Source organism: Enterococcus sp. HMSC072F02 (assembly GCF_001837725.1).
Lineage (GTDB): Bacteria > Bacillota > Bacilli > Lactobacillales > Enterococcaceae > Enterococcus_B > Enterococcus_B lactis.
In genome coordinates, this window is record NZ_KV833929.1 from 1 (window position 1) to 13,633 (window position 13,633).

The window sequence follows — 13,633 nt, forward strand, 5'->3', positions numbered from 1 at the left end:
TTTTATTCTAGCTTAATTTGACAAATCATATAATTAAAACGATTGGATTCTTGTAGGTAGCGTAATCTTAACTTATAAAATACAGCTAGCTTTTTAGACTGATCGGTTTCTTTGGTGTAGATCTCTCCTTTATGGTTAGAATAAATAAATTCCTCCATCAATAAAAATTGCTTGAGCGAAAAATTTACTTTCCGAATCAACTCTTTGATTGTTCGTTTTGGAATATGCAATTCATTGGCTAATTCCTGTAAAGAACAATTTTTTTTTTGAATGACCCTGTGCAGAACAAGCAACTCTTTTTTTCTTGCTTCAATTAATATAATAGCCTCCTTTTATTCTGTTTTTGTATATAGTTAGACAAAAACTGTGAGTGGAAAGTCATTTCAGTGTGTGTTATTCTTACAGAGTATCGCCTTTTGTTTGTATATATTGTTATTTAAATCTTGTTATCACCTTGTTTATTCTATTGTTTATTTCATAGGGCTTTTTGTCAAGGTTTTCTTGTATCATAAGTAAATATACTTGATTTTTAATGGATATATCTAAAGTGATTATGAAGATTATCAGTGATTATTTCACTTTTTTTTTTTAATTTTGTACGTTATTTATTAGAGGGTAGATGAAGAGGGACGGAGGTAAGAATGATGGGGAGAGTAACAAATTATAGTAAAGAATATTTGCTGTTCAAAAGTATGGTATATGTGGAAGAATATGGAATGAAATCAATTACTGCAAGAGATTTGGCGGATTTCTGCGGGTGTTCTACATATCCGATTTATACACATTTCAAATCGATCAGCGGGTTAAAGGAGAAAATATTAGAAGAAATCACTGTTTGCTTTGAACGATACTTAGCTGAATGCAATTCCAATGATGTTCTAAGCACAGTCTACTTGCTGAAAGATTTTTTTTCTATCCATGAAAGTATCCGTGGAATCATTGCAAAATCTGAATTAGACATGAATTCGCTATTTAAACGGCCATTTTTCTCATACATCAAAGGCCACACGAAAATCAAAGAGGAAAAGTTGCTTGAATTGCTTTGGCTTAATGCATTGGGAAGTTTGAGCTCAGATAATTTTTCTCAAGATTTTTTTGAAACGATGAACGCTGTTTGGGATAAAAATGAGGTGACGGATGAATACTTGGAAAGTATCTTAAAGGAACAGTTATCTTAGGAAGCAACATGAAAAAGTAGATCAGCCACCTTTATTTTTCGTAAAAAAGATTGTAAAATGTCTAACGAAACATTTGAATGAAGGAGGAAGCTACAACGTTACCACAGCAATTTATCAAAAAATATCGTCTTCTTTTAGGAGAAGAATCAACTGAATTTTTTTGCGCACTTGAGCAAGGAAGCGCAAAAAAAGGATTTCGGTGGAACCCACTAAAACCGGCAGGATTGGCTATGGTTCAAACTTACCATAGCGAAGAATTGCAACCCGCTCCCTACAGCAATGAGGGATTTCTTGGCACTGTGAATGGAAAGTCTTTCCTCCATCAAGCTGGGTACGAATATAGCCAAGAACCAAGTGCAATGATCGTTGGAACAGCTGCTGCAGCAAAACCAGGAGAAAAAGTGTTGGATTTGTGTGCGGCTCCCGGCGGTAAATCGACCCAATTAGCTGCTCAAATGAGAGGCAAAGGGTTGTTAGTGTCAAATGAGATATTTCCGAAACGCGCGAAGATCCTATCAGAAAATATAGAACGATGGGGAGTTTCGAACGCAATAGTGACAAATCATGCACCTGCAGAGCTTGTTCCTCATTTTTCCGGTTTTTTTGATCGGATCGTGGTTGATGCGCCTTGTTCAGGGGAAGGGATGTTCAGAAAAGATCCGAATGCAGTAAAAGAGTGGACAGAAGAATCTCCGCTACACTGTCAAAAACGTCAGCAAGAGATTTTGTCTTCAGCAATAAAGATGCTAAAACATGAAGGGCAGCTGATCTACTCTACCTGTACGTTTGCACCAGAAGAAAATGAAGAGATTATTAGCTGGCTTGTAGAAAATTATCCAGTAACAATTGAAGAAATCCCTTTGTCTCAAACCGTTAGTTCAGGACGTCCTGAATGGGGAAGCGTAGATGGTTTGGACAAAACAGTACGTATATGGCCTCATGAAAATCAAGGAGAAGGGCATTTTGTCGCAAAGTTGACTTTTCATGGACAAAACCCAACACGTAAAGAAAAGAAAGTACGTAAGAAACGGAAAGAAGAATTGACAAAAGAACAGGAAAAACTTTGGACGGAATTTTCAATGGATTTCCATTATGAAATCACTGGGAGACTTTTAGTGTTCAACGATCATCTTTGGGAAGTTCCTGAGTTGCTCCCTTCTCTTGATGGTTTGAAAGTCATGCGTACAGGTTTGCATTTAGGAGATTTCAAAAAGAATCGATTTGAACCTAGCTATGCCTTAGCACTTGCTATGAAAAAGACAGAAAACATCCCTTGTTTGTCGATCACTCAAAAGGAATGGCAATCTTACACAGCAGGAGAAACATTTCAACGTGATGGGGATCAAGGATGGGTTTTATTAGTATTGGATAAGATACCTGTCGGTTTTGGTAAACAAGTAAAAGGAACAGTAAAGAACTTTTTTCCTAAAGGATTAAGATTTCGCTGATTTCGATGAGTGGATTAGTTCGTTTATTTTTTTGTCTATGCTATGATTGAAGTAGATAAAAAGGAGCTGATACTTATGAAAACATCAACAAAAGTAACAATTGGATTAAGCGTAGCAGCCGCTGCCAGTGTAGCGACAGCAGTCGTCGTATCGGGAAAAGTAATGGAAAAGATCCATCATATGACTACTCGGACAAAAGTAAAAAAATTCGTCCACGACAAATTCGATGGAAATGAAAAATTGATGGAAATCGTAGATGATCTGTCAGATAGTGACTTGGATTCTTTGATGGGGATGTTAGCAAAAATAAAATCAGGAAAAAAGAAAATCTCTGTTTACGGTGATTCCATCAAAGACTCAACCGAAGACGTAAAAGATCGGCTTATGCATTTTGTTGAAAAAATGATGTAAGAGAAACTAGCTTTTGAACACTATTCATTTGAAATAAGGGGTTGTGACAAAATTTATTGTCATAACCCCTTTAACTTATCTTTAATCATGCTCATGAATCAATAAAAGGTAGCAAAACAGTAAATCATTGGCTTTTTTTAGATTGAAACCTGATTGTTCTTGAAATTTTTCGATTCGATATTTTAGCGTATTCCGATGAAGAAACAGCGTTTTTGCAGCAGAGCTGACATTACCTAATTCATTCCATAATTCTTGAATGATCTCTTCCATTTCATTTTGTTTGATCAGTTCTATGTAACTTTTGATCAACGCACTATCTTTCATGACATCTTTTGTATAGTAATGTAAAGCAACATCTTGCATAGAAAAAGTACGGCTGTGAGTATAGAGATTGTTTTGCTCTGTTAAAAAAATTCTTCTTTCTTCAGCAAACAAAGGGACAAGGTCGCTACCTGGTGAATGAAAAGAACCAACGAATACAGATGTTGTCGTATCAAAATCAGCATCTAAAGATAGAAAAATACCATTGATCTCAGCAGCATCAAGATAATCACAATTTTTTTGTTCGATCAAGAGAGCATCAGTGTCTGTATAAAAGAAGAAATCAGCAGAATAGCGAAATAATTCCAAAATAGTATCTTGCCATTCTTTTTTTAAGAATTCTCCTTTCGATTCGACGTGAAGCTGGATCAAACGAAAGCTTTTTTCTTGGATGCAAGAAGCATCTTTAAAAAGATAGTGATACCACGGATGTTTTTTTTGATCGCTGACTATAGGGAATAACGCTTTCAAAAGACTAGTTTCTTGTTGGGATAGTGAATCGCTTTTAATCCAAATAAAAGCATCATCAACTGCAAAAGAAAGGATATCAGCTTCTGACGCTGGACAGTTTTTTTTCTGTGCTTGTGGGTAAAGAGCAAGTAATTTATTCATTTTCATCTTGTTCACCTCTTGTATTTATTTTACCATAGAAAAAAAAGTTAGTTACAGCCTTTTTGTCATATGCTAAAGTAAAACAAGAAAAAACAAAGGCAGGGAAGGTTAATTGGTTAATACAAATCTTGATGCAGTAGATAAAGAAAAATGGATGCGCCTTGCATTGGCAGAAGCAAAAAAAGCAGAAGTGCTCCATGAAGTTCCGATTGGAGCAGTGGTTGTATTAGAGGGAGAAGTGATTGGAAAAGGATATAACCTTAGAGAAACGACACAAGATGCTACTACACATGCAGAAATGTTTGCAATCAAGGAAGCCTGTGAAAAAGTTGGAAGTTGGCGCTTAGAAAATGCGTCGCTTTTTGTTACCTTGGAACCTTGCCCTATGTGCAGTGGCGCGATGATTTTGTCTCGTGTAGCAGAAGTTTATTTCGGTGCATATGACCCGAAAGGCGGAACAGCCGGCACTTTGATGAATCTTTTGGAAGACGAACGATTCAACCATCAAGCGTATGTAGAAGGTGGCATTTTAGAAGACGAATGCGGAAGGGTTTTGACTGACTTTTTCCGAAAGCTACGTCAGCGAAAAAAGAAATTAAAAAAAGACTGGTCAACGAATGAAAAATAAGGTATACTATTCTTTGCCGAAAGGCTAGGACAATGGTGGGCTTGTGAAGCGTGTCAGGTCTGGAAGGAAGCAGCACTAAGCAGGTTCCGCCATGTGTCTGATTATAATGAAACGACGACAGACTTTCGGGTCTGTTTTTTTTTTATTTCTAGAAATAATTAGGCTGTAAAACTGAATAGTTTTTCGTTCTTTTAGCCAGACTATTTTATCGAATATTATACTTATGTAATTTGCTTCGAGACAGGAAAAGCTCTGAAATGGAGCTTGTTTCAATGGAAGAAAAAGCTGCCTGTGGTATGATGAAGATAAAGAGAGGCGAGAGGACACATGGAAAAAATAGTGATTTTACATACGAATGATCTGCATTCACATTTAGAAAATTGGCCAAGGATCAGAAGATTCTTAGATCAGCGTAAACGAGAAAACGAAAAGAAAGAAAATACGACAACGATTGCAGTCGATCTAGGTGATTTTGTGGATCGTTGGCATCCATTATCAGAGGCAACGAATGGACAGGCGAATATCTTGCTGATGAATGAAGTTGGTTATGATGCAGCGACGATAGGAAACAATGAAGGCGTAGGAAATTCCAAAGAAGATCTAAACCACTTATATGATCATGCTGAGTTTGATATCATCCTTGATAACTTGTTCGATAAAAATACGTTGCAGCCACCGATATGGACGAAACCGTATAAAATCATTACAACGAAACACCAGACAAAAATTGGCTTGATTGCATTTACTGCCCCGTTCCCGCTTACGTATAATCCAAATGGCTGGGACATACGCAATCCATATGATATTTTGCCGGAATTAGTCGAAGATTTACGTCCACAAGTGGATGTTTTAGTTTTGATGAGTCATCTCGGGATTCAAGATGATTTACAAATTGCAAAAGAAATACCAGCAATTGATGTTATTTTAGGTTCGCACACCCATCATTTATTCAGAGAAGGTCATGTAGTCAACGATGTCCAAATAGCAGCAGCTGGCAAATACGGTCAATATGTAGGAGAAGTCCATTTAACCATCGATGAAGAAAAAAAAATCCTTAAGCATTCGGCCAAAGCCATCCCTACAGAAACAATGACAGCTTTTACAGAAGATGAACAAGAGGTAAACGGTTACTTAGAACAAGGGCATGAGCTGCTAAAAGAAAAAGAAGTAGCGGATTTGCCGTTTTCTTTAAGCCTAGATATCTTCAGTGAGCATTCGTTTATCCAAGTAGCCCTTGAGGCGGTAAAAGAACGAGGAAAGACGGACGCCGCAATATTAAACAGTGGTCTGTTTTTAACTGAAATTCCAAAAGGTCGGGTCAACCAGGATCAGCTTCACACGGCATTGCCACATCCAATGCACTTGCTGAATGTCACATTGGGTGGAAATGATCTGATTCGTTTAGTTTTAGAAATAGAAAAAAATCGTCAGTTTTTACGTAACTATCCGATGAAGGGAATGGGATTTCGCGGCAAGATTTTTGGACAGATGGTCTATAATGGAATCATGTATGACTCCGTTAACCATCAAGTTTTTTGGAAGAATAAGCCAGTCGATCCGACTAAAAATTATACTTTTACTACCGTCGATCATCTAATGTTTGTCCCATTTTTTCCAACGATCGAAATTGTTGGAAAAAATGAATTTTTGTTTCCTGAATTTATCCGAAGCGTGGTAGGAGATTACTTGAAAGCTCACTACCCAATCAAATAAAAACAAGGTATAATAAAAAAGATAGGTGGTGAACGCATGTCTGCAAAACAAAATGAACAGCAGAACGTTGAGCATAAAACAGAAATTGCTAAGAAAAAATCATCAGCTGAACAGGAAACAACAGTCACAGAAGAACTGACAGCTGCTTTGGAAGAAATCGTCGAGGAGCCGAAAGCAGAAAAAGTCAAAGGTGAAGTAGTGACGCTGTTAGATGACAGTAATTTTTTGGTAGGCGAAAGACATTATCGGCTTGTGTCCGATTATCGTGAAGGATTTAATGCAGAAAAACTGGGAGAACGATACAGTGATGTACTAGCCCGATATGATTATATCGTAGGAGATTGGGGTTATGAACAACTACGTTTAAAAGGATTCTTCCGAGCGGATAATCGACGGGCGCATCCGGATCAGCGAATTGATTCATTGGAAGACTATCTTTACGAATATTGCAATTTTGGTTGTGCGTATTTTGTCATCGAAAGAATCGGCGGTAAAAAAGAAAAGACAACTCAGCGCCGAAAAAAGAAAAAAAACCATAATCGTGCGTATATCGATGAGAAAAAAGGACCAGTCACATCTAATCGTAAAAAACCGGTTATTAAAAATCGAAAAACAGAGTCAGCAAAAACCTCTGAAAAAGTAAAAAAACAAGAACAATCTAATCAAGTGGAAAAAACAAAAACAGCATTTACGATAAGAAAAAGGGAAGAGTAGTGGATGAATGGACTATAAAGGATATTTAATTGATTTAGACGGGACGATTTATCGCGGGACGGAACCTATACCGGCAGGGAAACGGTTTGTGGAAGAATTACAAAAAAGGAAATTGCCTTTCTTATTTGTTACGAATAACACGACTAAGTCGCCAGAAACAGTGGCTAATCGTCTAGCAGATGAGTTTGACATTCATGTAGCACCAGAAACAGTTTATACAGCTACTTTGGCTACAATTGATTTCATGAAAGCAGATGGAAAAGGAAAAAAAGTGTATGTTATCGGAGAAGCCGGATTAATTGACTTGATTTTAGCTGCCGGATTTACATGGGAAGAAGAGGTTCCTGACTATGTAGTAGTAGGGCTAGATAATTATTTGACCTATGAAAAGGTCGTCAAAGCAACTCTTGCTATTCAAAAAGGGGCTACTTTCATTGGTACGAATCCGGATAAGAATATCCCTACAGAACGTGGTCTTCTTCCTGGAGCTGGGTCAGTCATCTCTTTCGTCGAGACAGCAACCCAAACTCCACCAATTTATATCGGAAAACCAGAAGCAATCATTATGGATAAAGCCGTTGAAGTATTAGGTCTGCAAAAAGAAGAAGTAATCATGGTTGGAGATAACTATGAAACAGATATCCAAGCAGGGATACGTAATAATATCGATACTTTGCTCGTTTTATCAGGTTTCACAAAAGAAGAAGATGTACCTGGGCTGCCTATCCCAGCTACCTTTGTGAAACGATCATTGGATGAATGGAGCTTCTAATATGAAAAATTCGAGATGGCGGTGGTTGGAATATGCCGGATTATTCAGCCTGTTTCTGACGCTGATCAGTTTGGCAGTTGGAGTGACGATCAATTTTCGACCGCTGTATGTATTTGATATCGGACATTTGCATATTTTGGATTATACTTCTTTAGACCAAGAGACATTACTGAAAAATTTTGATCACCTGATGAATTATCTTAATAATCCCTTCCAAACAGTCCTCAGTTTGCCGGACTTTCCAGTTTCTGCTAGCGGAGCTCATCATTTTTATGAAGTGAAAATTTTGTTTTTAGTGGATTATGCTGTATTTTTCATCACTCTGATCCCAAGTATTTTGTTTATCAGATATTTGCAAAAGAATGATCGTCTTTGGCGATTGATTCGTCCGTTTCAGATTGGCATGTTGCTGCCAGTCATTTTCGGTTTTTTCATGATGATTGGATTTGATCGCTTTTTTATCCTTTTTCATGAAACGTTTTTCAACAACGATGACTGGTTATTCGATCCTGTAACTGATCCAATCATCAATGTACTTCCAGAAGAATTTTTCATGCATAGCTTTATCTTGTTCTTTGTAGTATTAGAAGTATTTTTTGCTATTTTTCTTTTCTTAGGGAAAAATAGTTTGAAACAAACAAAAAAGAAAGAACTCGTCTAAATAGACGTTTTCTTTCTTTTTTTGATTTATTGAGTAAGTCGACTTCTTTTTTCTGGTTCTTTGTGTGCTAATCGACTGGCAGCAGCAGCAGCGATTGCTCCGACGATATCATCTAAGAAGGTATGGACATGAACGCCATCGTGGCTGTTTAGTTCTTTTAAAATACCCGGTTTCACTTTATCGATATAGCCATAGTTCGTAAAGCCAATCGTACCGTAAACATTCACGATTGATAAAGCTAAGATCTCATCGATACCGTAAAGACCTTCGTCATCTTCGATAATGTGTTGCAACGGATCCATCAATCTTTTCTTTTCTGCTAATATATCTAATTGGATTCCGGTGATAATGGCGTTATGTACTTCACGTTTTGTTAATACGCTGTTGACACTTTCAGTACAATCTGCCAAAGTCAAATCAGAAATATAGTCTTTTTGTAAAAACATGACAAGTTGTGCGATATCTTCTACAGTTACGCCACGTTCTTTCAATAGTTCTCTTGCCTTTTCTTCTAAAGTCTCAGTTTTGACGACCATATTATTGCTCCCCCTTTATTTTTCTTTCTCTATTTCATGTTAACGGAACATGAAAAAAATGCAAGAAACTGCTTTTGGATCTCGCTTGAAATGCAGAGGAATCTAAAAAATCAACTAGGCCGAAGATTTTTATCATATAAGCTTGTGCTGTGACCAGGCTGAGTCCGTTCTTTTGGATTAATGTAGTGTAAAGCATTGTTCACTGCGGTAGGTGCTTCACCGAGCCCAGTAGCAATCAGTTTCACTTTTCCTTCATAGGTACAGATATCACCAGCTGCATAAACACCTGGAATAGAAGTAGACATATCTGATTTTACAGTGATGGCATTTCTAGTACTATCAAGTCCCCAAGAAGAGAGATGTTCTAAATTAGAAGTGAATCCATAATTGACGATCAGAGCATCAATCATCAAATCAATTGTTTCATCGCTCTTCACTTTTTTTAAGCGGATGTCTGACAGTTCTCCAGCGTTGCCAGACAATCCATCGATTAGATATGGAGTAAGCAAGGTGACAGTTGAAGACTTCAAACGCGATACGCTATGTTCATGCGCACGGAATTCCGGACGACGATGGATCAGGTAAACTTCGCTTGCAATAGGCTCCAACATCAATGCCCAATCGATAGCAGAATCGCCGCCTCCAGCAATAGCAACTTTTTTTCCGGCATATTTCATCAAATCATTTACGAAATAATCCAATCCGTGGTTTTCGAATGCTTCAGCATTATCTAAATTCAATTTTCTCGGCTGGAATGAACCATTCCCTAAAGTTAAAATGACTGCTTTAGAATAATGTATGCCTTTATTTGTAGTGATCTCGATAACTTCGTCTTCACGAGTAAGCGAGAGAACTTCTTCTTTTAAATGAAATGTATGATTAAAAGTAGTTAACTGTTTTTCTAATTGATCGATTAATTCACTTGCTTTGATTGCTGGATAACCTGGGATATCGTAAATATATTTTTCAGGATATAATGTTGCTAATTGACCACCAAGTTGAGGTAGACTGTCAATGATTTTTGTTTTAGCTTGGCGCATTCCTGCATAAAAAGCGGCAAACATCCCTACAGGACCTGCACCGATAATTGTAATGTCATAGATTTCCATAAAAAATTCCTCCCTTTTCACACTATAGCAGAATTTAATTGAGAATGCTTCTCAAAAATATTTGAAGTTGAAATGGTCAGTCATAGAATTTATTCATGGAATGCAGGCAGTGATGAAAAAATAAAGAAAAACAAATCTAGTATTTTTACGGAAGGTTAGGTATTATGTTATTATTATTTATGAAGTATGCAAATAATAGGAGGAAACAATATGGGATTCCCACAACTAGATTTAAAAAATGAAAAAGGACCAAAAGCTGTTATCAAAACAAACCGTGGTGACATTACTGTCCAATTATTCCCTGAACTAGCACCGAAGACGGTTCAAAATTTCATTGAACTTTCCAAAAAAGGTTATTATGATGGCGTGATTTTTCACCGTGTTATTCCTGATTTCATGATTCAAGGCGGCGATCCAACTGGAACAGGAATGGGTGGAGAAAGTATTTATGGAGAAAGTTTTGAAGATGAATTCAGTCGTGAACTGTTCAACCTTCGCGGAGCTTTATCTATGGCAAATTCAGGTCCAAACACAAACGGAAGCCAATTCTTTATTGTAAATAACACAAATGTGCCAGCTAATATGCTTGGACAATTGGAAGGTGCTGGATTCCCATCAGAAATCATTGAAGCGTATAAAGGTGGCGGAACCCCTTGGTTAGATTTCCGACATACAGTCTTTGGACATGTACTGGAAGGAATGGATACAGTAGATGAAATTGCAAATGTGCAACGTGGTCCGCAAGACCGCCCTGTACATGACATAGTGATTGAAACAATCGAAATTTCAGAATAGTTTGGTATGATACGGAGTATTTATAGAAAAGGACGAAACCTAGTAAGGTCTCGTCCTTTTACTTTGATAACTGATTTATTCGGTTGTTTCTAAAGCGTGCTTGATTCGATGAAGTCCTTCTAGTAAAGTTTCTTCTGGACAAGCAATATTCAAGCGCATATGTCCATGACCGGAAGGACCAAATGTGATACCAGGATTTAATACGACTTTTCCTTTTCTCACTAGAGTATTCTCTAATTTCTGGTCGTCTGAAATATAAGCGGTAAAATCCAACCACATTAAATAAGTTCCTTCAGGGCTCATTATTCTCACTTTCGGAAGATGCTGTTCAAAAAACTGATTAACTGTTTGAACATTTTTTTCTAGATAAGGAATCAATTGGTTTAACCATTCTCCACCGGTCTCATAAGCCGCTTGAGTCCCAATCAAACCAAAAGTGTTGATTTCGTGCTGTTGATTCATCACTAGATGTTTTTCAAATTTAGCTTTCAGCTCTGGATTTTTGATAAATACCATTGAATTTTTGATTGCAGCTAAATTGAAAGTCTTTGTTGCAGAAGTAAAGGCAATGAGCAAATCGTCCAAATCGGGATTAATCGTCAGCATGGAAGTAAATGTATGATCGAATAAAGTCAAATCTTGATGGATTTCGTCACTAAACAGAAACACTCGATGTTTTAAACACAATTCGCTTAACTGTTTCAATTCTTCTTTGCTCCAAACGCGACCTCCTGGATTATGAGGGTTGCACAAGATCATTGCTTTTACATTGTTTTCTTCTATTTTTTTCTCCATGTTAGAAAAGTCCATGACAAAATGATTATTTTTTTCTAGCAAAGAGCTTCGAACAATGTGACGTTGATTTGTTTCTATAATAGAGGAAAATGGAGGATAAACTGGGTCATGAATCAAAATAGAATCGCCTGGTTTTGTAAAAGTTTGTACTGCTGCAGCTAAACTAGTCAACACACCACTTGTAAAAACAATATTTTCTTTCGTCAACTCAACAGCATGGCGTTGACGTTCCCAATGAATGATAGCCTGATAGAGTTTATCAGATAGAGTGGCATAACCAAAGATTCCGTGTTTGATGTATTCACTAAACGCATTAGCTACCCCCTCGGGAGATAAGAAATCCATATCTGCTACCCACAAAGGAAGTAAATCATCCATTTGATATGTCTCGGCAATCGCGTCCCATTTTACACTTTCTGTATCTTTTCTTGAAATCTTTTTATCAAATTCGATCATCTCAATACCTCCAGTCATTTTCGTCGCTTCTTTTTTTGCGCTATTTACAGTATAATGATAAATGCGAAGAGAGGGAAGTAGATGACTTATAAAATTGGACAAATAATTGAAGGAAAAGTAACAGGGATACAGCCTTATGGGGCATTCGTCTCTCTTGATAATGAGACGCAAGGACTTATTCATGTTTCGGAAGTACAATCCGGTTATACGAAAAATATCCATTCATTGTTAAAAGTCGGGCAGCCAGTAACCGTTCAGATCATCGACATTGATGAATATTCCAAAAAAATCAGTTTATCTTTAAGAACATTAGAAAAAACAAATCCAGCTGTTCCTTATCGTAGAAAAAGATATTTCACGAATAAAAATCGTAAAATCGGTTTTGCCACTATTGCGGAGCAGTTACCTATTTGGATAGAAGAAGCGTTATCTGAATTAGAACGGAAAGAAAATAAGAAATAAAAAGTGTGTATTTTTTCTGAAAATGTGCTAGAATTTTTATGTAAGCCATAGAACAAGGTGATCGAGGTGGAAATTTTGGCAAGCAAAAGAGTTGCTGGTACAATTATGTTGCATTTGGAGGATGGTTCTAAAAAATTTTTGGTCCATTCAATTGATGACAAGTTGGAATTTGCGTTAGCGGAACTTTCTGAAGGGAAGACTGGTTTAGCGAATATACTTAATTTCTTAAAAGAAATAGTTCATATCGATGTTAGCAAGATTAGTTTGATGGAATTGACAAATACACATATTAATCAGGAAAATGTTCCGTTGTTTGTCTTTGAGACTGAACAAAAGAATCAAAGAGAAGAATTAGGCGAAGGATACATTTGGGAAGAACCAGGTCAAATGCGCTCTGTTCTTGGAACTTACGAAGTAGAGGGAGTGCCTTTCTTCTAAAATACAGATTAAGCGAGCAAAGAAGTTTGAATTTTTTTCAAACTTCTTTTTTTTTATTGTTTGATCCAAAAAAGACAATGAAATGTTCTGCTATAGATAATTTTTTAGTGCATTTTGTTTTCAAAATATGTAGAAAACGGTTGTATAACGAATAATAATAATTGATCGAAAAATCATTTCACAAAGTAATGCTTAATTTATAGTTGACCAAGGTAGAAATACATGATAAATTTAACAGCGTTGATTCCGAAGTGGACGTTATATCACGTTTCTGAAAAAACTTAAAAAATAGTTATTGACATGTTTATGATGACATGATAAGATAACTAAGTCGTTAAAAAAGAACAGCTTGCGAAAGTTGATTCTATCGAAAAAACTTCAAAAAAGTTCTTGACAAATAACAAACGACAAGTTATGATGAATGAGTTGCTGAAAGATTTCGAAAAACGAAATCGAAAAAAACTTTTAAAAAAGAGTTGACAATCACTTGTCACTCTGATATGATATAAAAGTTGCTACGGCAGCCAAAACAAATCGGAAAAACATTTCCGTTGAAGTAGACCTTTGAAAACTGAACAAAGTAA

15 protein-coding genes, 1 other RNA gene and 1 pseudogene are annotated in these 13,633 nt (G+C 36.6%); 12 read left to right on the top strand and 5 right to left on the bottom strand.

The window, feature by feature from the left end:
- Positions 1–14: 14 nt before the first annotated feature.
- A pseudogene (locus HMPREF2731_RS03785) lies at positions 15–320 on the bottom strand (helix-turn-helix domain-containing protein); the annotation flags it as partial.
- Between the two features lie 321 nt (positions 321–641).
- Between HMPREF2731_RS03785 and HMPREF2731_RS03790 the strand changes: the two are divergent.
- The 3 genes from HMPREF2731_RS03790 (at position 642) to HMPREF2731_RS03800 (ending at position 3,037) form a co-directional block, all read left to right on the top strand.
- Positions 642–1,178, top strand: coding sequence for a TetR/AcrR family transcriptional regulator (locus HMPREF2731_RS03790; RefSeq protein ID WP_002310182.1), 537 nt, complete (start codon positions 642–644; stop codon positions 1,176–1,178).
- A gap of 77 nt (positions 1,179–1,255) precedes the next feature.
- The gene (locus HMPREF2731_RS03795) at positions 1,256–2,626 is read left to right on the top strand and encodes an RsmF rRNA methyltransferase first C-terminal domain-containing protein (RefSeq protein ID WP_002310183.1); all 1,371 of its coding nucleotides are present in this window, start codon (positions 1,256–1,258) and stop codon (positions 2,624–2,626) included.
- Positions 2,627–2,701: 75 nt separating this feature from the next.
- Entirely contained in the window at positions 2,702–3,037 is a 336-nt protein-coding gene (locus tag HMPREF2731_RS03800) for a hypothetical protein (protein WP_002291007.1), read from the top strand.
- An 81-nt stretch (positions 3,038–3,118) separates the two neighbouring features.
- On the opposite strand, the gene HMPREF2731_RS03805 is transcribed toward HMPREF2731_RS03800, so the two are convergent.
- On the bottom strand, positions 3,119–3,976 hold the full coding sequence (locus tag HMPREF2731_RS03805; protein WP_002310185.1) for a helix-turn-helix domain-containing protein: 858 nt from the start codon (positions 3,974–3,976) through the stop codon (positions 3,119–3,121).
- A gap of 106 nt (positions 3,977–4,082) precedes the next feature.
- Here HMPREF2731_RS03805 and tadA point away from each other — a divergent pair, with 106 nt between their 5' ends.
- The 6 genes from tadA (at position 4,083) to HMPREF2731_RS03835 (ending at position 8,458) form a co-directional block, all read left to right on the top strand.
- Positions 4,083–4,598 carry a tRNA adenosine(34) deaminase TadA gene (tadA, locus tag HMPREF2731_RS03810; RefSeq protein WP_002344017.1) on the top strand — a complete coding sequence of 172 codons (516 nt, stop codon included), beginning with the start codon at positions 4,083–4,085 and terminating at the stop codon, positions 4,596–4,598.
- Between the two features lie 22 nt (positions 4,599–4,620).
- An RNA gene (gene ffs / locus HMPREF2731_RS03815) (signal recognition particle sRNA small type) lies at positions 4,621–4,705 on the top strand.
- 220 nt (positions 4,706–4,925) lie between these two features.
- A complete protein-coding gene (locus HMPREF2731_RS03820) occupies positions 4,926–6,311 on the top strand; it encodes a bifunctional metallophosphatase/5'-nucleotidase (protein WP_002310187.1) in 1,386 nt (461 codons plus the stop codon).
- A 36-nt stretch (positions 6,312–6,347) separates the two neighbouring features.
- On the top strand, positions 6,348–7,025 hold the full coding sequence (locus HMPREF2731_RS03825) for a YutD family protein (RefSeq protein ID WP_002310188.1): 678 nt from the start codon (positions 6,348–6,350) through the stop codon (positions 7,023–7,025).
- A gap of 7 nt (positions 7,026–7,032) precedes the next feature.
- Positions 7,033–7,797 (top strand): TIGR01457 family HAD-type hydrolase, encoded by a 765-nt coding sequence (locus tag HMPREF2731_RS03830; RefSeq protein ID WP_002310189.1) that lies wholly within the window; start codon positions 7,033–7,035, stop codon positions 7,795–7,797.
- Between the two features lies 1 nt (position 7,798).
- Positions 7,799–8,458 (top strand): TIGR01906 family membrane protein, encoded by a 660-nt coding sequence (locus HMPREF2731_RS03835; protein ID WP_002310190.1) that lies wholly within the window; start codon positions 7,799–7,801, stop codon positions 8,456–8,458.
- 26 nt (positions 8,459–8,484) lie between these two features.
- Here the strand turns inward: HMPREF2731_RS03835 and HMPREF2731_RS03840 are convergent, their stop codons facing one another.
- Both HMPREF2731_RS03840 and HMPREF2731_RS03845 read right to left on the bottom strand, forming a co-directional pair.
- Positions 8,485–8,994 (bottom strand): phosphatidylglycerophosphatase A family protein, encoded by a 510-nt coding sequence (locus tag HMPREF2731_RS03840; RefSeq protein ID WP_002290997.1) that lies wholly within the window; start codon positions 8,992–8,994, stop codon positions 8,485–8,487.
- A gap of 110 nt (positions 8,995–9,104) precedes the next feature.
- Positions 9,105–10,103, bottom strand: a complete 999-nt coding sequence (locus tag HMPREF2731_RS03845) for an NAD(P)/FAD-dependent oxidoreductase (protein ID WP_070872350.1) — start codon at positions 10,101–10,103, stop codon at positions 9,105–9,107.
- Positions 10,104–10,313: 210 nt separating this feature from the next.
- Here HMPREF2731_RS03845 and HMPREF2731_RS03850 point away from each other — a divergent pair, with 210 nt between their 5' ends.
- The gene (locus HMPREF2731_RS03850) at positions 10,314–10,898 is read left to right on the top strand and encodes a peptidylprolyl isomerase (protein WP_070872352.1); all 585 of its coding nucleotides are present in this window, start codon (positions 10,314–10,316) and stop codon (positions 10,896–10,898) included.
- Between the two features lie 75 nt (positions 10,899–10,973).
- Here HMPREF2731_RS03850 and HMPREF2731_RS03855 read toward each other — a convergent pair whose 3' ends face one another.
- The gene (locus HMPREF2731_RS03855) at positions 10,974–12,167 is read right to left on the bottom strand and encodes a MalY/PatB family protein (RefSeq protein WP_002310195.1); all 1,194 of its coding nucleotides are present in this window, start codon (positions 12,165–12,167) and stop codon (positions 10,974–10,976) included.
- Between the two features lie 63 nt (positions 12,168–12,230).
- Between HMPREF2731_RS03855 and HMPREF2731_RS03860 the strand changes: the two genes are divergently transcribed.
- Positions 12,231–12,611 carry a CvfD/Ygs/GSP13 family RNA-binding post-transcriptional regulator gene (locus tag HMPREF2731_RS03860; protein ID WP_002290989.1) on the top strand — a complete coding sequence of 127 codons (381 nt, stop codon included), beginning with the start codon at positions 12,231–12,233 and terminating at the stop codon, positions 12,609–12,611.
- A 75-nt stretch (positions 12,612–12,686) separates the two neighbouring features.
- Positions 12,687–13,049: a hypothetical protein gene (locus HMPREF2731_RS03865; protein ID WP_002310196.1), complete on the top strand. Its 363-nt coding sequence runs from the start codon at positions 12,687–12,689 to the stop codon at positions 13,047–13,049.
- The last annotated feature ends 584 nt before the right edge of the window (positions 13,050–13,633 follow it).

Coding starts and splice junctions, on each gene's coding strand:
- HMPREF2731_RS03790 (WP_002310182.1), top strand. CDS start 642: ATGATGGGGAGAGTAACAAATTATAGTAAAGAATATTTGCTGTTCAAA.
- HMPREF2731_RS03795 (WP_002310183.1), top strand. CDS start 1,256: ATGAAGGAGGAAGCTACAACGTTACCACAGCAATTTATCAAAAAATAT.
- HMPREF2731_RS03800 (WP_002291007.1), top strand. CDS start 2,702: ATGAAAACATCAACAAAAGTAACAATTGGATTAAGCGTAGCAGCCGCT.
- HMPREF2731_RS03805 (WP_002310185.1), bottom strand. CDS start 3,976: ATGAAAATGAATAAATTACTTGCTCTTTACCCACAAGCACAGAAAAAA.
- HMPREF2731_RS03820 (WP_002310187.1), top strand. CDS start 4,926: ATGGAAAAAATAGTGATTTTACATACGAATGATCTGCATTCACATTTA.
- HMPREF2731_RS03825 (WP_002310188.1), top strand. CDS start 6,348: ATGTCTGCAAAACAAAATGAACAGCAGAACGTTGAGCATAAAACAGAA.
- HMPREF2731_RS03830 (WP_002310189.1), top strand. CDS start 7,033: ATGGACTATAAAGGATATTTAATTGATTTAGACGGGACGATTTATCGC.
- HMPREF2731_RS03835 (WP_002310190.1), top strand. CDS start 7,799: ATGAAAAATTCGAGATGGCGGTGGTTGGAATATGCCGGATTATTCAGC.
- HMPREF2731_RS03840 (WP_002290997.1), bottom strand. CDS start 8,994: ATGGTCGTCAAAACTGAGACTTTAGAAGAAAAGGCAAGAGAACTATTG.
- HMPREF2731_RS03845 (WP_070872350.1), bottom strand. CDS start 10,103: ATGGAAATCTATGACATTACAATTATCGGTGCAGGTCCTGTAGGGATG.
- HMPREF2731_RS03850 (WP_070872352.1), top strand. CDS start 10,314: ATGGGATTCCCACAACTAGATTTAAAAAATGAAAAAGGACCAAAAGCT.
- HMPREF2731_RS03855 (WP_002310195.1), bottom strand. CDS start 12,167: ATGACTGGAGGTATTGAGATGATCGAATTTGATAAAAAGATTTCAAGA.
- HMPREF2731_RS03860 (WP_002290989.1), top strand. CDS start 12,231: ATGACTTATAAAATTGGACAAATAATTGAAGGAAAAGTAACAGGGATA.